Consider the following 17103-nt stretch of genomic DNA (forward strand, 5'->3'; position numbering starts at 1 on the left):
AAGAATTTTGCATGCTACCAGATTATATTGACGGAGGGTGAAGTTTGAAAAAATACATATGCATATCGCTCGGTGCCATGATCGGTGCCAGTCTCCGCTTTGCCATTTCCGTGGCAGCAGCTTCCATGATGCTTCCCTTTTTCATCGGCACATTGGCCGTGAATATGTTCGGTGCTTTTGCTGCAGGGGCTGTACTATCCAAATTTAAGGGACCGACCGGCTACTTTCAGGATTTCCTGATAACCGGTCTGCTTGGCAGCTTCACCACCTTTTCACTGCTGACCTATGAACAGTACGTATTGCTTTCGACTGGTGACTACCTGATATTTACAGTCTATGGCGCCATCAACATGTTCGGTGGCCTATCCATGATACTGCTCGGATGGAAGGCAGGTGGAGCGAAGCGATGATCAATATTCTTCTCATCTCACTTGGTGCAGCTGCCGGTGCATCCTTGAGGGGTTTTATTTCCTCTCTTCGGATTTTTGAACGCTTCAGCCTGCCCTATGCCGCATTTACTGTGAACACTACAGGAGCCCTTTGCATGGGAATTTCCATGCCTCTGATCATTCAGGGCACTTCCCTATATTTCATGATCATATTCGGCTTTCTCGGCGGTTTCACGACCTACTCCGCTTTCACCGTCGAACAGCTGAAACTGTTTGAGCAGAGGGAATACAGGAAACTGATCAAGTACACTTTCATGATGTTTTTCTTCTGCCTGGTCTCGCTTTCGCTCGGACTGCTGATCGGTGTATCCATCGCTGCATGAATAGAGGCCGCAACAAAGCGTTGCGGCCTCTACTTGTTCTATATGTTTCTATATTTTCATTGAAGTGATTTTTGTTTCCAGATAAGGTTCGATACCTTCCGGTCCGCCTTCACGGCCGATGCCGCTTTCCTTCAGTCCACCAAATGGAATGTGCGCTGCACTTGGTTTGCCGTTGTTCCAGCCGAGTACACCGAAGTTCAGGCCTTCCTGCAGTCTGATGCCATCACGATAGCTTTCAGTGAAAAAGTAGGCTGCGAGACCATATTCGGTATCATTCGCCTTCTCTATCGCTTCATCAAGATCCGTGAATGTCTGGATGGGTGCGACGGGACCGAATGTCTCTTCATTCATGATGATCATGTCATCCGTTGCTCCTGTAATGACAGTCGGTTCGATGAAGTATCCGGCGTCCTTATTGCCTTCGCCGCCTGCAATGATCTGGCCGCCTTTATCCTTCGCATCATTGATGTGTTCAATGACCTTGTCATAGCCATCCTCATTGATCATCGGTCCAATTTTGACATCTTCATCCATGCCGTTGCCGACTTTGAGGGACTTCACCTGCTCCGCAAACTTTTCACTGAACGCTTCTGCAATATCTTCATGTACGTAGAATCTGTTGGCACATACGCACGTCTGACCGGAATTTCTGAACTTGGCTGCAATGGCATGTTCCACTGCCACATCAAGATCTGCATCCTTATGGACGACAAGTGGTGCGTGTCCACCAAGCTCCATCGTAATATTCTTTACTGTAGAAGCCGCACCCTCCATCAGCGTCTTGCCGACGGCAGTCGAGCCGGTGAATGTCAGTTTCATGACCTTTTCAGATTTTGCGAATACTTCCCCTGCTTCCTTGCCGGATGCTGTAACGTACTGGATGACACCTTCTTCAAATCCTGCTTCAAGTGCAAGATCGAGGAATCTCATTGCTGACAGCGGCGTTTCACTTGCCGGCTTTACCAGGAATGTACAGCCGGCTGCCACTGCAGGTGCCGCCTTCCTTGCCATCATGGCCACCGGGAAGTTCCACGGTGTAATGGCAGCAACAACACCGATCGGCTGCTTCGTCACAACGAGCCGCACATCATCTTCGTGCTGGGGAATTGTACGTCCGTACACTCTTTTGCCTTCTTCGGCATAGTAGTCGATATAACTGCACGCATACTCCACTTCTCCTGCGGCTTCCTTGATCGGCTTACCATTTTCCTTCGTAATCAGTTCGGCAATCTCATCCTTGTTCTCCCGGATGAGCGCTGCCCATCTGACCATCAGTGCACTGCGGTCATATGCGTTCTTCTTTTTATACTGCTTGAACATTTCATGTGCCTTGTCGATCTTCTTCTCGATATCCTCTTTGCTATCCTTTCTGATCCGATCAACCTCTTCACCGGTTGCAGGATTCAGTACCACGATTTCTTCAGACATCATGACGCCTCCTTTGAATGGATAAAAAGCCCTATAAAAAAATTATAGGGCTTTTCTTTCATTAAAACAAAGAATTGGCTTATGGATTCAATTGGAAGATTGCTTCTGCAATCTCGTCGAGATCCTTGACCGTATACTGGAAACGGCCATGGAAAACATACTTCATGAAGAAGTTTTCAAGCTCCTCTTCACCGACGAGCACTTTGATAGATGGATCAGTGGAATAGTTCGAGATCGAATAGTTGCCATTATCCTGCGGATTGAAATAGATGATCGGAACAACGTCATACTGCAGCTTGAAAATGTTCTTCAGCTTTTCTGCAGAAATTTTGGTTTCTTCGATTGTATCATTATAATAGTTGACCGAGACGTTCTTTTCATCGTCTTTCTCGAAGATCAGGGTCTGTTCCTTGGACTTGTCCAGGTCGAGCAGATCAAAGAAGGACTCGACGTATGGTAGCGCCTCGAAATTGCTTTCGCTCACACCGTGAAGAATATGCCCTTTCCAGTACTTGGAATCGATCAGATAGAGGCCTGTACGTGTGAGTACCAGGTGGTCGATCTTTCTTGTATTCGTATAGTTTCTGGATGGCAGATAGACGTTCGACAGAATGTACATGTCCGTCTCCCTGATCTTTTCATTACGAACGAGGCGGTCCTTCAGCTGGATCAGGGACAGATCCGTAAGATATTCCCCCTTGTCCACTGTAAACTGGCGAAGGCTTGAAAGCTTGTTGTTGAGCAGTGTTGTTTCATCATGATATTTTTCATTCAGCGTGGATACTTCCTTTTTATGCTCCAGCCGCTGCGTTTCATTATCCGATTCATACTTTTCAACCAGATTTTCCTTTTCTTTTGCATAGTCCTTCTGAAGCGCATCGACTTTATTTCTATGCTTTAAATAATAGACCAGGAAAGCAATGGCAATAATGAGCAGCAGTGCAGCCAGTGCAATAAAAATCGGGTCTGTAAAGATTTCCGTATTCATGCCTTGTTTCAAATCCTTCCATATTAGAATAGCTGTTTTGCTTGAAGCTTTGTTCATTATATCAAAATAATATACATTTACGGTCAAAAACAAATAATTTGATGGAAATGTCCCCAAGCTTTTTCATTATTTTTTGTAAGCGCTATTTGGTACCACTTCCATTATTGTGATTTTTTTTGGTCTTAATTAAAATTTATAGGTTTCAGCATGTTTTATTATTTTTCGTATGGGTAATAAGTTATTAACTTGCTAGATAGATAGAGAGATAGCGAGTGTCATCAATTAACCTATAGTTAAAAAACTAGGAGGAATAATCATGGAACTCAAAAAGTATCTAATGGCAGGCGGCTTTGCTTCAGTGCTCGTACTCGGTGCATGTGGCGGAGGCGGTAGTGAAGAATCCACTGAAGAAGCAACTACAGAAGAAGGCACTATGGAAGAAGAGACAATGGAAGAGGAAACTACTGAAGAAATGACAATGGAAGAAGAGACATCTGAAGAGTCAGAGTAATTCTTATCCAATATAAAGTCCCGGACAAATGTCCGGGACTTTTTTTAGTTTACTTTGAGACTTGAGAGCGCCTCTTTCAATCGGGCTGCCTTATCCAGTCTTTCCCAGGGGAAATCATGGTCTTCTCTGCCGAAGTGGCCGTAGCTTGCAGTATTCTTATAGATTGGACGGCGCAGATCAAGCATCTCTATGATGCCGTCCGGAGATAGATTGAATGTTCTACGGATGACATTGACAATATCCGATTCCTTATAGTCTGAAGTACCGAAAGTATCCACGGATATGGACACAGGTTCACTGACTCCGATTGCATATGCAAGCTGTATTTCGCATGTGGAAGCAATTTCGGCTGCCACTATGTTTTTGGCAATATAACGTGCGGCATATGCTGCAGAACGGTCGACCTTGGTCGGGTCCTTGCCGCTGAAAGCACCACCGCCATGGCGGGCATAACCACCGTAGGTATCTACAATTATTTTCCTGCCGGTCAATCCTGCATCTCCTTGAGGTCCACCGATGACAAAACGCCCTGTCGGGTTGATGATATAGCGTGTATTTTCATCAAGAAGTTCTGCCGGCACCACTTCCTGGATGACGTGGGTGATCAGGTCCTCCTGGAGCGTCTTCGTTTCGACTTCTTCATGGTGCTGTGATGAAATGACGATGGTATCCACTCTTTTGACTGCATTATTTTCGTCATACTCAACAGTGACCTGCGTCTTCCCGTCCGGTCTCAAGTAGTCGATGATTCCATCTTTTCTGACCTGTGTCAGACGTCTTGATAATTTATGGGCCAATGAGATCGGCAGTGGCATCAGTTCCTCCGTTTCGTCGCAGGCGAAACCGAACATGAGCCCCTGGTCGCCGGCACCAGTTGAAACGGCTTCCGTCTCCCTTGTTTCGACAGCATTATTCACGCCTTGCGCAATATCCGAAGACTGTTCATCTATACCCGTCAATACGGACATCGTCTTGTAATCATAGCCGTATTTGGCACGGGTATATCCGATCTCCTTGACAGTCTCCCTCACTATTTTGGGGATATCGACGTAAGTATTTGTACTTATCTCTCCAACGATCATTGCCATACCAGTGTTGACAACTGTCTCACAGGCAACTCTTGCGTGCTGGTCCCCTTTTAGTATTTCATCCAGAATGGCGTCTGAAATCTGATCTGCAATCTTATCCGGATGTCCTTCCGTTACGGATTCGGAAGTGAAAAGTCTGCGTTCTGCCATTGAATATTTCTCCTTTATGATTATTAGCTATCTCCTGCTACCAAAAAATAAAGCCTTTTCTCAATAATACGAGAAAAGGCTTCGCTCTTCCCCTTATCGATCAGAATAACTTCTGCATCCTTTAGCACCTTTCTTTATAGAAAAGAGGTTGCTGGGCTTCGTCGGGTATGTTCCCTCCACCGGCTCTTGATAAGAGATAACTTCCCTATAATATACTATATGATTGCATTCAAATCAAGGCGATATTATTTTGTAAATATTATGTTACGACATTTATCAATGTGTTATACTAATTCGTGAAAGTATCATTTACTTTGCTAAATACATAAAAATGGGGGCAAAAATTATGACAAACCACTCAGAACTCATACAGAATCTGGTATCCAAAGAATCATCGCATTTCCAACTTTCTGTGTCTCAACTCGTCGAAAAATCCTTGAAAAGAAAAGAAGGCAAACTGACGGAAACAGGTGCTTTGCGTGCCGAGACAGGCAAGTACACCGGTCGCAGCCCCAAAGACCGTTTCATTGTCAAAGATGCAGTATCCGAGAACAAAGTGGACTGGGGAGAAGTCAATCAGCCGATTTCACAGGAAGTTTTCGATAACCTGTTCGAGAAGGTCATCGATCACCTTGGATCAAAGGAAGAAATCTTTGTTTTCAATGGCTATGCGGGTGCGGATGAGAAGACGCGTCTCAATCTCAGTGTAGTGAATGAGTTCAGCTGGCACAATATGTTTGCACGTACGATGTTCATCCGACCTGAAACGAAGGAAGAGGCGCTTGATATCGAATCACAGTTCACTATCGTATCTGCGCCGACTTTCAAAGCGGACCCATCGACTGACGGGACGGGATCGGAAGCTTTCATCATCGTTTCACTCGAGAAAGGCATCATACTGATCGGTGGTACCGAATATGCTGGTGAAATGAAGAAATCCATCTTCTCCATCATGAACTATCTCCTCCCCGAACAGGGTGTCATGAGCATGCACTGCTCCGCCAATGTTGGAGAAAACAAGGACGTCGCCCTTTTCTTCGGACTTTCCGGCACAGGCAAGACGACGCTTTCCGCCGATTCCCAAAGGGAACTCATAGGTGATGACGAGCACGGCTGGAATGAAGACGGGGTCTTCAATATCGAAGGCGGATGCTATGCAAAAACGATCAACCTTTCCCCCGAAAAGGAACCCGAAATCTTCAAAGCCATCAAATTCGGTTCTGTACTTGAAAATGTCGTCATGGATGAAGCAGGCGTACCGGACTATGATGATGGGTCGCTGACTGAGAATACACGTGCAGCCTACCCGATCGACCATATAGACAACGCACGCATACCATCCGTAGCCGGACACCCGACAACAATCATCTTCCTGACTGCAGATGCATTCGGTGTGCTCCCGCCGATTTCGAAGCTGACCAAAGAACAGGCGATGTACCACTTCCTGAGCGGATTCACATCGAAGCTTGCCGGTACGGAACGCGGAATCACGTCACCACAGCCTGTATTTTCAACATGCTTCGGCTCCCCTTTCCTACCACTGCATGCAACGACCTATGCAAACATGCTCGGCGATCTGATTGATGAGCATGGCGTGGATGTATATCTGGTCAACACCGGCTGGAGCGGTGGAGAATATGGTGTCGGCAAACGCATGGACCTTAAATATACACGTTCCATGGTAAGAAGAGCCATCAGTGGAGAACTCGCCCTCAATGCATTTGAAGAGGATTCCGTGTTCGGACTGAGCATTCCGGCTTTCGTTACCGGTGTCCCAAAGGAAATTCTGAACCCTCGCAATACATGGGTTTCCGAAGAAGCATATGACGAAAAAGCCCATAAATTGAAAGAATCATTCATAGAAAACTTCAAGAAGTTCGGAGCTGAATCCGAAGGCATTGCTGAAACAGGCGGCTTCAAACTCTAGATGAATAAAAATAATGCGCCGGATATCCTATTTGATATCCGGCGCATTTATTTGAAAAATTCGTCATTCCTGCTCATCTGATACAAGTAGTCGATGCAGGCATCATCCAGCAGGAAGCTTCTCCTGTCTTCCGGAATCTCCTCGATTGTCCTGTAGATGACCGGTCCGTGTGTTTCGCTGTATTCGCATATGAAGAATATATCCTTCACTTCAGCAAAGAATACAGCCTTAACAAATGGTTTTGCGTCATGCACAGTATACGCACCGATGTATTTGACTGCATCAAGGCTCGCGCCCGTCTCTTCGAACACTTCCCTGTGCAGCGCTTCCTCGGGACTTTCTCCTGCTTCGATCTTGCCGCCCGGGAACTCTATTCCGCGGGTTCTATGATCGGTCAGCAGATATTTTCCATCCATTCTGCAGATGCAGAGTATGTGACCAGGTGGTGCATCAGAGCCGAGTTCCAACGTGACCTTCCTGCCTTTATGGTCTTTGAATCGAAGCATGCTATCATCTCCAAATTTGCTTAAATCCAGTGTACCCTATATCATAATAGTATTAAATGCTGGAGCGGTGATTATATGAAAACAATCCTTCTATGGCTGATGCGCTTCTATCAGAAAGCGATCTCCCCCATGTTTCCACCGAGCTGCCGGTTCAATCCGACATGCTCCAACTACGGTATAGAAGCTGTACAGGAACATGGTGCCTTCAAGGGCGGCTATCTGGCAGCCAGGCGCATTCTTAAATGCCACCCATTCCATCCCGGCGGGTACGATCCTGTGCCTCTCAATCCGGACAATTATGAAAAGAAGCAGTGATCACCGAATCACTGTTTCTTTTTTGCATCGTAGACTTTCTGATTCTGTGCTCTTGAAACTTTACCGGTCGAGGTCATCACGATGCGCGGCATCCGGTGGATCTCTTTCGGCAGTTTATATCGTGCAAGAAGCCCGTTCAGATGACCCATGATGTCATCGTCTTCTATTGCCATTCCTGTCCTCTCTTCTATCAGCAGGATGGGCACTTCGCCCCACTTGGCGTCCTTCCTTTTAACAACCGCCGCATTCGAAATTGCCGGAATCATATTGACCGCATCCTCAATCTCTTTCGGATACACATTCTCGCCACCACTGATGATCAGATCCCTGCGCCGGTCCAGTATGTAAAGGTAGCCGTCCGCATCGATATATCCCATATCGCCTGTTCTGAAGTAGCCGTCCGACACCTCAATCTCTGCATTCAGATAGCCTTGTGTGATCGGTGCACCGCGTACAAGCAGTTCACCGTCATTGCTGTCATCGATCCTTATCTCGATGTTGTCGAGCGGCCGCCCGACCGTACCTTCCAAAATCTTCGGATCATCATGGGCAATGGAGACGATCTGCGAGCACGTTTCAGTCATGCCGAATGAATTGTATACCGGCAGCCCTGCATCAAGGGCAGCCCTCAGAACTTCCCTGGTCACTCCGGCACCTCCAAGCAGTACACCTTGCAGCTCATGAGCCGGCATCGGCCGGCCGAGCAGCCGATCGAGCATGACCGGCACCATGCTGGTGTGTGTCACCTTGTATTTTTCAACTGCATCCCACACTGAATCTTCGTGAAATTTCTCCACCAGTACCATCGTACATCCACGGATCACTGATCTCAAAAGTACCGAAAAGCCGGATATATGATAAATCGGATTGACGTTCATCCAGACGCTGCCCTCTGAATACCCGAAACGGTCTTCGCATCCGAGAGCGGAAGCATGATGATTGCCGAACGTCTGGGGAACGGCTTTCGCCCTGCCGGTCGTACCTGATGTAAACATGATCGATAGTATACTGTCACCTGAGACGACTGCGGGCTGACAAGGGACCGGGTCCCTATCCCATAGAGCTTCCACTCCGTAGACAGCATATCCTTCCAATTCAAGCGGTTCTGTCGCCACTACAGTGTCCACTCCGATATCATCGAGCTGCCGGGCGATTTCATGTTCCGTCAGCCGCGTATTGATCAGCACGATCTCGATGCCCGCCATTATGGCAGCATGGATGACATGCACTGCATCCATAGTATTTCCGATGAAAAGACCGACACGCTCCCTGTTCAAAGATGCCATATGCTCTTTGAGCTTCAAAGATTCATTATATAGTTGTGAAAAAGTCACCGTTTCACCATCAAAAATGATGGCCGGCTTATCCGGCACACGCTGTGCCTGGATCTGCAGCCAATTATACATAGTCTACTCCACCTTTAAAAAAGCCCATCTTCCGATGGGCTGATTAATGCTTATGGGAATCTCGGGAACTGGCCGAAATCAGGCTTTCTTTTTTCCTTGAATGCTTCTCTGCCCTCTTTAGCTTCGTCTGTCGTGTAATAGAGCAGTGTTGCATCTCCTGCCATCTGCTGAAGTCCTGCAAGGCCATCCGTATCAGCATTCATGCCCGCCTTCAGCATCCGCAGTGCAGTTGGAGAATGTGCCATCATCTCCTCGCACCATTTGACTGTTTCGTCTTCAAGCTCTTCGAGTGGAACAACAGTGTTGACGAGACCCATATCGAGCGCTTCTTCTGCATTGTACTGTCTGCACAAGTACCAGATTTCACGCGCCTTCTTATGTCCGACGATGCGTGCCAGGTAGCCCGCACCATAGCCGGCATCGAAAGAACCGACTTTAGGACCGGTCTGGCCGAAGCGTGCATTGTCTGCTGCAATTGTCAGGTCGCACACGACATGCAGAACATGTCCACCACCGATGGCATAGCCGGACACCATTGCCACAACGGGTTTAGGAATGACACGGATCAGCCTCTGCAGATCAAGTACGTTCAAACGCGGGATATTGTCCTCTCCGACGTAGCCGCCATGGCCACGCACTTTCTGGTCTCCACCGGAACAGAAGGCCATATCGCCTTCGCCCGCCAGAACGATGACAGCAACATTCTGATCATCTCTTGCTCTCATGAATGCATCAATCATTTCAGTGACGGTCTGCGGTGTGAATGCATTGCGCACTTCCGGACGATTGATCGTCACCTTTGCTATTCCATTATAGAACTCATATTTAATTTCTTTGTATTCTTTAAGCGTCTGCCATTCTCTTGACATACTTCATCCTCCTATTAAGAAATCTATCATTATTGTACCAAACTTTTCCGGAGATTCCATATGGACGTTATGTCCCGCTCCTTCGATAATCTCAAATCGTGCATCCGGCAACCGGTCTGCCATTGTCGCATTGATCGCTCTGAATTTCTCATCTCTTTCCCCGACTACAAGCAGAACAGGCATATTGATGTCGGGAAGCCTATCCCAGTACGCAGGCTGCACACCGGTGCCATACTTGAGCAGACTGTCCGCCACTTCCTTCGGTATCTGGGCAAGCCGGTTGGCCCGCTGTTCGGCGTGGAGTGTGTCAGACAGCTGCTTCTGGCTGTTAAAAAGCGGCAGTGTCTCCCACTCGTCAATAAAAGAACCATAGTCCCCATTGATGCGGTCCGCCCTTCTCCTGTCGGTCAACAGTCGGCTTTCCCGGTCCGATGAAGACGCGATTCCCGGCGAACTGCTCTCGAGTATGGCACGCTCCACCGATTCGGGATGATTGACAATAAAGGACAATGCCACCCTGCCGCCCATCGAATATCCCATGATATTCACTTTCGGGATGGAAAGCGCGTCCAGAATGGCCTGTATGCCGTCCCCAATCGTGTCCATCGTATAGTCGATGCCCACGCTCCGGGTACCTCCGAATCCAGGCAGATCGATTTTGAGCACATTGAAGTATGGTCCAGCGGCAACGGAAACATGCGCCATGCTCTCCATATCCGAAATAAAACCATGAAGGAGCAGAATGGTCCGCTCCTTGCCGTTGTCACTGTAATGATAATTAAATCTCAACGGATTTCACCACATCTTCAATCTGTCTGCTCAGCTTCTGATGAGAGTCGACGTTGACAGCCCTGTCCGTTTTTATTTCGATGATATTCCGGCCACCCTGATTCATCAGCTCATCCGTCACATCCTGGACCATTTCCGTACTTGTATAATTGAAACCGTATAGATCGGCGGCATGCTTGAAATCCAGATCGAGCGGTGTACCGAAGAGCCGTTCAAAGTAGTCCTTGTTCTCGCTCTGGGGCAGGAAACTGAATATGCCACCGCCATTATTGTTGAAGACGATGATGTTGATATCGATACCTTCCAGTTTGGACATGATCAGTCCGTTCATATCATGATAGAGCGCAATATCCCCGATGATCAGGGTAATCGGTGTTTTTACCGCCATGCCGAGCGCGGTGGAGACAACACCATCAATTCCATTAGCGCCTCTGTTTGCATAGATTTTCTGGGTATTATCAAGATCATACCGTTCACCATCCCTGATCGGCATGCTGTTGGACAGAAATAGTGAGCGATCCGGGTCGGTGTGCCTGATGATCTCATACATGAAGCGTCCTTCATCCTCATAGTCCGTAACATATGCTTCGACACGGTTGCTGATGCGGCGGTCGAGCTCAGTCAGCCAGGACTTCGGTCCGCCTCCGGCATTTGTGAATCCAGTATTACCGACGAGCGTACCGATTGGTCCGACATAGGCAGCCTGCGGCGTGGCCGGGAAGGTTTTCAACTGCTGATACTCACTGAAAAGGTATTGCGGAATGCCCGTCTTCGACAGGAACTGATTGGTCACTTTCGAAGTGAGCGGTTCCCCGATTCTTATGATGAAGTCGACCTCGGCTTCGAAACGCTTCAGCTGCTCTTGATTCAGATTGCTGAAAATCAGATCATGGTGCGTAATCACATTCGGAAGTGTACGTCTTATATGCTGGCGCGGATCGGCAATCACAGTAAGATTCTCCCTATCGAGAACTGAAGACACACTTTCCAGATCATCTGCTGTCTCCCCGATGATGACCAGGCCATGACCTTCAAAATGAAGACCCGACGAAAGTGCCACACTGTACTCGGGCATAGCACGCGGCGTCCTGTGGAAAAGATCAGTGCGGGTCATATCCGGCATGAGCGGCTCTCTTATCGGAACATTGATATGAACCGGCCCACGGTCCACACCTTGGAAATACTGAGCACACTGGAGAATTTTCGTCTCGAGCATATCCGAATGGGATGGGTGGGCATCTGCGATCGGCAGCTCCGTATAGTATCTTATATAATTACGATACATGTTCCGCTGGTTGATCGCCTGCGGCGCTCCAACGTCTCTCAGCTCATGAGGACGGTCCGCAGTCAATGCGATGAGCGGCACGTGACTGAGATCGGCTTCTGCAATTGCCGGCATGTAGTTTGCTGCTGCAGTACCGGAAGTACAGATCAGACCGACCGGTGAACGCCCTTCTTTGGAAAGTCCCAGCGCAAAGAAAGCTGCACTCCGCTCATCCGGGTGGATATACGTCCGGATATCCGGGTGCAGTTCCGCCGCCAGAGCAATCGGTGTTGAACGAGAACCCGGACTGATGACGACCTCCCGCATGCCATAGGACTGCAGAAGGTCTATTAGTGTAAACACCTGGTATGTCAATGTTTCCTGATGATTGGTAGACATCATCTTGTTTCAACCCCCAGTACATTCAGCATCGGTGTAAATTTGACGCGCGTCTCCTCAAACTCCTTCTCGCTCGAGGACCCTTTCACGATCCCGCATCCTGCAAACAAGGTTGCACTATTTGCGTGAAGCAGCATGGATCTTATGGCAACGACAAACTCACTTTCATTATCCTCGTGAATAATACCGATGGGTGCTGCGTAGAGCCCTCTTGTTCCATGTTCTTCCTGCATGATGTATTCCCTTGCACGGTCCTTCGGCATGCCCCCGACGGCCGGTGTCGGATGAATGGCATCAAGCAGTTCGAAGACGCTGGTCTCGTCGGTCAGTTCCGCACTGATTGGAGTATGGAGGTGGTATATATACTTGTTCTCCAGTACATCCGGTTCAGCTGTGAATTCCACCCGGTCGGTATATGGCTTGAGGTCCTCCACGATGGATTCCCTTACAAGCTCATGCTCATAGCGGTTTTTCTCATCCTTCAGGAGGAAGGCCTTCTGTCCCTCATCCTTCGCCGCTTCACCAGTACGTTCTGAAGAACCTGCAATCGCATTGGTCGTCAACGTATTGCTTCGGATATCGAACAGCTTCTCAGGTGATTTGGAGATGAACAGCGATTTCCCCTTTTCATAGTAGATGGTATAGGTGCCGGCCTCGTCATTCAGCCTTTTCAGCAGGAAAAGAGGATCCACCTGTGATTTGAATGTCAGCAGACGCTGTCTGGCAAGCACCACTTTCCTGAAATCCCTGTCGTCCAGTATATCGACAGCCTGATCGACGAGGGCTTTCCATTCCTCGGGAAAGATATCCTTTTCCATATTGATCTGCGGTGCTTCGAAGGTGCTTTTCGTGACCGCTGAAATGTTTTCAAGCTCTCTTGATATTTCTGTAAGAACAGAAGCAATATCGACAGTTTCAAGTCGAACTGAATAGAAAAGCTCTTTATTGGCAAGATCGAACTGCCACTTCGGAAGATGGAAATCCACCATCGCGAAGTCATTCCACTCATCGGAAGTATCTTTGCTGTCAAAGCGTGTACCTCCAAAGAGGCTGAGTGAAGATTGCATATCCGCTTCAAGCGGAACCTGCTGGATCTTGCCATATAATGAAGATTTCTGGACGGAGAGCGCCTTCGCAGAGTATTTGTCTCTCCTGATGCTTTCCAGATACTCTATACCGATTGTATTGTATCGGTCATCTTTCGAACGGAACCAGTACCTTGCACCCTGAGATTCATGAAAATATGAAAAAATCTTCTGTTCATCCAGATCATATCCATGAGTAGGCAGCTGCAGACTGAGATATGTGCTTTCGGAATCCAGCCTGACATCATCCAGAATATTTTGATATGCTTCCAAGTTCATTAATACACACTTCTTTCTGCATAATTAATGCTATTTTATCATTTATTCATTTAGCTGTGTATGATATATGACCAAATGTGCTAAAATTGTTTCATCATAAGTAAAAAGGAAGATGGACATGCAAGGAACAGATACACATACCGGTATCAGAAAGTATATCAGCCTGACCAGACCCCATACATTGACGGCAGGCTTCATACCGGTACTGGTCGGAACGGCCAGTGTACTTTTATTTTCATCAATCAGATGGGATATGTTTTTCGCGATGCTTATTGCAACGCTGCTCATCCAGTCTGCAACCAATATGTTCAATGAATATTTCGACTATAAAAAGGGGCTCGACAGTGCCGAGTCGGTCGGCATTGCGGGCGCAATCGTCAGAAACGGGATGTCACCGAAGGCTGTAATGAGCATTGCTGTCGCCTTCTACATTCTGGCAGGACTGATCGGCATATATATCACCTTGGGCAGCTCTTTCTGGGTACTCGTTGTCGGCGCAATATCGATGGCAGTCGGCTATCTTTATACAGGCGGCCCCTATCCGATCTCATGGACACCTTTTGGAGAAATCTTTGCAGGATTCTTCATGGGGACGGTCATCATAATGATCACATTCTTCATCCATACAGGCACCCTCCACTACTTCCCCCTCATGATTTCCATCCCCGTCGCCATCACCATCGGTCTGCTGAACATGGCGAATAATATCAGGGATAGGAAAAAGGATAAGGAGAGCGGAAGGAAAACATTCGTCATACTTGTCGGAAAGCCGATCGCAGTCCTGACGACAGCAGCACTGCTGGCATTCGCATATGGCTTCATCGTATGGATTGCCCTATTCAAACCATACGGATCCATATTTCTGCTCCTCGTACTCCTGTCGTTACCTGTTTTCATAAAAACGGTAAAATTGATGTGGAAAGGCAGTACACCTCAGGAATTGATACCAGCGATGGCATCCATGGGCAAACTCAATACCATTTTCGGATTACTGCTGACAATCGGGCTTCTGCTGAATGGACTTACAGGCATATAAAGACCTTGGCGACATGTCGCCAAGGTCTTTTTATATCATTTTATCCTGCATTACATTTGTATGGAAATCGCGGAAGCACTGGAAATGGTTCGGATTAAGATTGCGGAAAGTACGGCTGCGCAGCGCTCCTCTTTCATTCAGAACCTTCAGGAATAGGATGCCTGTTCCGAATTTGGACATGCTTGAAGATTCAAAATCAAAATCCAACTCCTTGACGTCTTTCAGATGGAACTGCGTGATCTCCCAATCCGCATTATCACTGAATCCCTTTATAATGGATGTATGTACTCCGATGATCTCGTCATCAAGCAGAAAATAGAGTCCTGTGCGTGTAAGATTGATCTTGCAGCAGCCGATGCAATGTACTTTTTTGTATCGGTAGCTTTCGAGATCTATGGATTGCTCCAAATGATGTTTGGCGGCGCTCAGGAACTTCAGTTCCTTACCTTCAAGCGCGTAATCGATTGTCAGTATTTCTTCGATGCTCTTCGGCAATTCCATGGCATCCAAGTATTCATTTACTTCATGATAGGCTATCATATGCATTCTCCGTACTATATCGATATTATTTAGTAACTCCATTATACTACAAAAAAGAAAAAAATCGATTATTTCATGAACCGTAATAATATTGATTATTCATGAAATTATACTATAATAATTATGTATCTACATTTTTAGGGGGAAATCCGTATGAGTTTAAGAAAATACCTGCTTGCAGGCGGGCTTTCATCAGCTCTGCTTTTAGGAGCATGCAGTGGGGATAGTGGTTCGGAAGAAACATCCAGCGAAGAAGAAACAGCAACTGAGGAAGAATCGACTGAAGAGGTTTCTACAGAAGAAGAAACGACTGAGGAGGAATCTGCCGACGGCTCGACTGAATCCGGTGCAGTTGCATTTTCGGGAGAATACGGGGAATACGAGATGACTGAATTCGGTCAGCACACCATTGAACCCGAACCTGCTGAAGAAGAAACAGAGGAAGGTGCCGAAGAACCAGGGCCGACCGAGCTTGTAACTATTGAATTCGAGTTTACAAACAACTCTGATGTTGCAACTTCTCCACAGGAAGCCTTTGGCCTTGACCTTGCAGTGAGACAAATCACTGAGGGAGGAGAAACAACACTGGAGAACTTGACAATGGATCTACCTGAAGACTTTGAAAAGAGCGATGAAGCTGCTGCTTCATCAGAGAGAATAGATTCCGGCGAAACAGTAACTGCTCTTGTTGCTTATGGCCCAGTGGATACCGAACTCGAAACTGTACTGCAGAGTCGTGAAAACCCAATGGCGGAGGAAGAAGTGGAACCACTTGATTACACGATTGAAATGAGTGAATCTGAAACTACAGAAGAAGAAACTACAGAAGACTCCGAAGAGTAATCTGATGGATTCTGATGTAAGACCATTAATATGACCCTGGCTGCCATTGCCAGGGTCATATTAATTAAGGAGCAGTCCATGATAATAACCACAGGCGGAAGAAGCGATAGTCCTACAATTGAATATGCCGGGGAAATTGCCGCTTCATATGGTCACCCGTATATCGCGCGCAGGAAAAAGTCGATCAGCGCTCTGAAAGATGAATACCAGCAGGATATCACTGTCGTCAGCAGGAAAGGAATCTCTGTCATCCCCCTCGACAAGGAAACCGCGATGACATTTCATCCAAACATGGCCATGGTCCGCGCACGAAGACTCATGAACAGTGAAGAAGATCCCTTTATTTCAGCATTGGGACTCAAGACCGGCATGAAGCTGCTTGACTGTACAATGGGACTTGCCTCAGACAGCATAATCGCAAGCCTTGTTGCAGGCAGCAGCGGCCAGGTCACTGCAGTGGAGGCTGACCCCCTGCTCCATATGATTGTCTCAGAAGGCCTCAGGACTTACGATGCAGGCAACCATGAAATGAATGAAGCGATGCGCAGAATCACCACCCTGCACAAAAATCATTTTTCCTATCTGGAGACACTTCCGGATAATGCCTACGACGTCGTCTACTTTGACCCAATGTTCGACGAAAGCATTGAAGCATCGGATGGTATCCAAAACATCCATCGGCAGGCGCATCATGGCGAACTGACACTGGATATCATCCATGAAGCAGTACGCGTCGCCCGACATCGTGTCGTAATGAAGGACCACTGGAAAAGCAGCCGGTTCAGCCAGTTGGGTTTCACCCAGCTGAAAAGAAAGACCAGCCTGTTCCACTACGGCTATTTGGATGTGTCCTCCTGATCCGCGCAAGGATGTTTAATTTTTATGATAGTGGGAATTTGAAATATGTA

The 17103-nt window shown here is 47.4% G+C and carries 18 protein-coding genes and 1 riboswitch; of the genes, 8 read left to right on the plus strand and 10 right to left on the minus strand.

Going from position 1 to position 17103, the window contains the following annotated elements; translation table 11 throughout:
* Positions 1 to 44: 44 nt before the first annotated feature.
* Both J4760_RS04935 and J4760_RS04940 read left to right on the plus strand, forming a co-directional pair.
* Positions 45 to 410: a fluoride efflux transporter FluC gene (locus tag J4760_RS04935; protein WP_237604978.1), complete on the plus strand. Its 366-nt coding sequence runs from the start codon at positions 45 to 47 to the stop codon at positions 408 to 410.
* Positions 407 to 772: a fluoride efflux transporter FluC gene (locus tag J4760_RS04940; protein ID WP_237604979.1), complete on the plus strand. Its 366-nt coding sequence runs from the start codon at positions 407 to 409 to the stop codon at positions 770 to 772. The genes J4760_RS04935 and J4760_RS04940 overlap by 4 nt, the downstream gene beginning before the upstream one ends.
* A gap of 48 nt (positions 773 to 820) precedes the next feature.
* Here the strand turns inward: J4760_RS04940 and J4760_RS04945 are convergent, their stop codons facing one another.
* Both J4760_RS04945 and J4760_RS04950 read right to left on the minus strand, forming a co-directional pair.
* Complete coding sequence (locus tag J4760_RS04945) at positions 821 to 2200, minus strand: NAD-dependent succinate-semialdehyde dehydrogenase (protein ID WP_237604980.1); 1380 nt, start codon at positions 2198 to 2200, stop codon at positions 821 to 823.
* 79 nt (positions 2201 to 2279) lie between these two features.
* Entirely contained in the window at positions 2280 to 3188 is a 909-nt protein-coding gene (locus J4760_RS04950; RefSeq protein WP_237604981.1) for a nuclease-related domain-containing protein, read from the minus strand.
* Positions 3189 to 3504: 316 nt separating this feature from the next.
* Here J4760_RS04950 and J4760_RS04955 point away from each other — a divergent pair, with 316 nt between their 5' ends.
* Entirely contained in the window at positions 3505 to 3699 is a 195-nt protein-coding gene (locus tag J4760_RS04955; RefSeq protein ID WP_145287047.1) for a hypothetical protein, read from the plus strand.
* 44 nt (positions 3700 to 3743) lie between these two features.
* Here the strand turns inward: J4760_RS04955 and metK are convergent, their stop codons facing one another.
* Entirely contained in the window at positions 3744 to 4937 is a 1194-nt protein-coding gene (metK, locus tag J4760_RS04960; protein WP_237604982.1) for a methionine adenosyltransferase, read from the minus strand.
* Between the two features lie 90 nt (positions 4938 to 5027).
* Positions 5028 to 5133: riboswitch (SAM riboswitch) on the minus strand.
* Positions 5134 to 5283: 150 nt separating this feature from the next.
* Here metK and pckA point away from each other — a divergent pair.
* Positions 5284 to 6864: a phosphoenolpyruvate carboxykinase (ATP) gene (gene pckA, locus J4760_RS04965; protein WP_186365472.1), complete on the plus strand. Its 1581-nt coding sequence runs from the start codon at positions 5284 to 5286 to the stop codon at positions 6862 to 6864.
* A gap of 47 nt (positions 6865 to 6911) precedes the next feature.
* On the opposite strand, the gene J4760_RS04970 is transcribed toward pckA, so the two are convergent.
* Positions 6912 to 7370: an NUDIX domain-containing protein gene (locus tag J4760_RS04970; RefSeq protein ID WP_145287056.1), complete on the minus strand. Its 459-nt coding sequence runs from the start codon at positions 7368 to 7370 to the stop codon at positions 6912 to 6914.
* A gap of 75 nt (positions 7371 to 7445) precedes the next feature.
* Between J4760_RS04970 and yidD the strand changes: the two genes are divergently transcribed.
* Positions 7446 to 7685 carry a membrane protein insertion efficiency factor YidD gene (gene yidD, locus J4760_RS04975; protein ID WP_145287059.1) on the plus strand — a complete coding sequence of 80 codons (240 nt, stop codon included), beginning with the start codon at positions 7446 to 7448 and terminating at the stop codon, positions 7683 to 7685.
* An 8-nt stretch (positions 7686 to 7693) separates the two neighbouring features.
* Here the strand turns inward: yidD and menE are convergent, their stop codons facing one another.
* From menE to J4760_RS05000, 5 genes are read right to left on the minus strand one after another with little or no spacing between them, the layout of a single operon-like run.
* Complete coding sequence (gene menE, locus J4760_RS04980) at positions 7694 to 9091, minus strand: o-succinylbenzoate--CoA ligase (protein ID WP_237604983.1); 1398 nt, start codon at positions 9089 to 9091, stop codon at positions 7694 to 7696.
* Positions 9092 to 9141: 50 nt separating this feature from the next.
* Entirely contained in the window at positions 9142 to 9960 is an 819-nt protein-coding gene (gene menB / locus J4760_RS04985) for a 1,4-dihydroxy-2-naphthoyl-CoA synthase (protein ID WP_145287065.1), read from the minus strand.
* A 3-nt stretch (positions 9961 to 9963) separates the two neighbouring features.
* Positions 9964 to 10749: a 2-succinyl-6-hydroxy-2,4-cyclohexadiene-1-carboxylate synthase gene (gene menH, locus J4760_RS04990; RefSeq protein WP_237604984.1), complete on the minus strand. Its 786-nt coding sequence runs from the start codon at positions 10747 to 10749 to the stop codon at positions 9964 to 9966.
* A complete protein-coding gene (gene menD / locus J4760_RS04995; protein WP_237604985.1) occupies positions 10739 to 12415 on the minus strand; it encodes a 2-succinyl-5-enolpyruvyl-6-hydroxy-3-cyclohexene-1-carboxylic-acid synthase in 1677 nt (558 codons plus the stop codon). The genes menH and menD overlap by 11 nt, the downstream gene beginning before the upstream one ends.
* Positions 12412 to 13776, minus strand: a complete 1365-nt coding sequence (locus tag J4760_RS05000) for an isochorismate synthase (protein WP_237604986.1) — start codon at positions 13774 to 13776, stop codon at positions 12412 to 12414. The genes menD and J4760_RS05000 overlap by 4 nt, the downstream gene beginning before the upstream one ends.
* A 118-nt stretch (positions 13777 to 13894) precedes the next feature.
* Here J4760_RS05000 and J4760_RS05005 point away from each other — a divergent pair, with 118 nt between their 5' ends.
* Positions 13895 to 14812 (plus strand): 1,4-dihydroxy-2-naphthoate polyprenyltransferase, encoded by a 918-nt coding sequence (locus J4760_RS05005; protein ID WP_237604987.1) that lies wholly within the window; start codon positions 13895 to 13897, stop codon positions 14810 to 14812.
* Positions 14813 to 14842: 30 nt separating this feature from the next.
* On the opposite strand, the gene J4760_RS05010 is transcribed toward J4760_RS05005, so the two are convergent.
* A complete protein-coding gene (locus J4760_RS05010) occupies positions 14843 to 15352 on the minus strand; it encodes a hypothetical protein (protein WP_237604988.1) in 510 nt (169 codons plus the stop codon).
* A 153-nt stretch (positions 15353 to 15505) separates the two neighbouring features.
* On the opposite strand from J4760_RS05010, the gene J4760_RS05015 reads away from it, so the two are divergent.
* A complete protein-coding gene (locus tag J4760_RS05015) occupies positions 15506 to 16195 on the plus strand; it encodes a DUF5067 domain-containing protein (protein ID WP_237604989.1) in 690 nt (229 codons plus the stop codon).
* A 78-nt stretch (positions 16196 to 16273) separates the two neighbouring features.
* Positions 16274 to 17053, plus strand: coding sequence for a class I SAM-dependent methyltransferase (locus J4760_RS05020; RefSeq protein ID WP_145287086.1), 780 nt, complete (start codon positions 16274 to 16276; stop codon positions 17051 to 17053).
* Positions 17054 to 17103: the final 50 nt, after the last annotated feature.

Origin of the sequence: Salinicoccus sp. ID82-1, from assembly GCF_021991715.1 — a bacterium.
Lineage (GTDB): Bacteria > Bacillota > Bacilli > Staphylococcales > Salinicoccaceae > Salinicoccus > Salinicoccus cyprini.

What these genes read in the sequence shown, in the direction of transcription:
- J4760_RS04955 (WP_145287047.1), top strand. Translation starts at nt 3,505, where the DNA reads ATGGAACTCAAAAAGTATCTAATGGCAGGCGGCTTTGCTTCAGTGCTC.
- J4760_RS04970 (WP_145287056.1), bottom strand. Translation starts at nt 7,370, where the DNA reads ATGCTTCGATTCAAAGACCATAAAGGCAGGAAGGTCACGTTGGAACTC.
- yidD (WP_145287059.1), top strand. Translation starts at nt 7,446, where the DNA reads ATGAAAACAATCCTTCTATGGCTGATGCGCTTCTATCAGAAAGCGATC.
- metK (WP_237604982.1), bottom strand. Translation starts at nt 4,937, where the DNA reads ATGGCAGAACGCAGACTTTTCACTTCCGAATCCGTAACGGAAGGACAT.
- J4760_RS04945 (WP_237604980.1), bottom strand. Translation starts at nt 2,200, where the DNA reads ATGTCTGAAGAAATCGTGGTACTGAATCCTGCAACCGGTGAAGAGGTT.
- menB (WP_145287065.1), bottom strand. Translation starts at nt 9,960, where the DNA reads ATGTCAAGAGAATGGCAGACGCTTAAAGAATACAAAGAAATTAAATAT.
- J4760_RS05010 (WP_237604988.1), bottom strand. Translation starts at nt 15,352, where the DNA reads ATGATAGCCTATCATGAAGTAAATGAATACTTGGATGCCATGGAATTG.
- J4760_RS05015 (WP_237604989.1), top strand. Translation starts at nt 15,506, where the DNA reads ATGAGTTTAAGAAAATACCTGCTTGCAGGCGGGCTTTCATCAGCTCTG.
- pckA (WP_186365472.1), top strand. Translation starts at nt 5,284, where the DNA reads ATGACAAACCACTCAGAACTCATACAGAATCTGGTATCCAAAGAATCA.
- menD (WP_237604985.1), bottom strand. Translation starts at nt 12,415, where the DNA reads ATGATGTCTACCAATCATCAGGAAACATTGACATACCAGGTGTTTACA.
- J4760_RS04940 (WP_237604979.1), top strand. Translation starts at nt 407, where the DNA reads ATGATCAATATTCTTCTCATCTCACTTGGTGCAGCTGCCGGTGCATCC.
- J4760_RS05020 (WP_145287086.1), top strand. Translation starts at nt 16,274, where the DNA reads ATGATAATAACCACAGGCGGAAGAAGCGATAGTCCTACAATTGAATAT.
- J4760_RS04950 (WP_237604981.1), bottom strand. Translation starts at nt 3,188, where the DNA reads ATGAATACGGAAATCTTTACAGACCCGATTTTTATTGCACTGGCTGCA.
- menE (WP_237604983.1), bottom strand. Translation starts at nt 9,091, where the DNA reads ATGTATAATTGGCTGCAGATCCAGGCACAGCGTGTGCCGGATAAGCCG.
- J4760_RS05000 (WP_237604986.1), bottom strand. Translation starts at nt 13,776, where the DNA reads ATGAACTTGGAAGCATATCAAAATATTCTGGATGATGTCAGGCTGGAT.
- J4760_RS05005 (WP_237604987.1), top strand. Translation starts at nt 13,895, where the DNA reads ATGCAAGGAACAGATACACATACCGGTATCAGAAAGTATATCAGCCTG.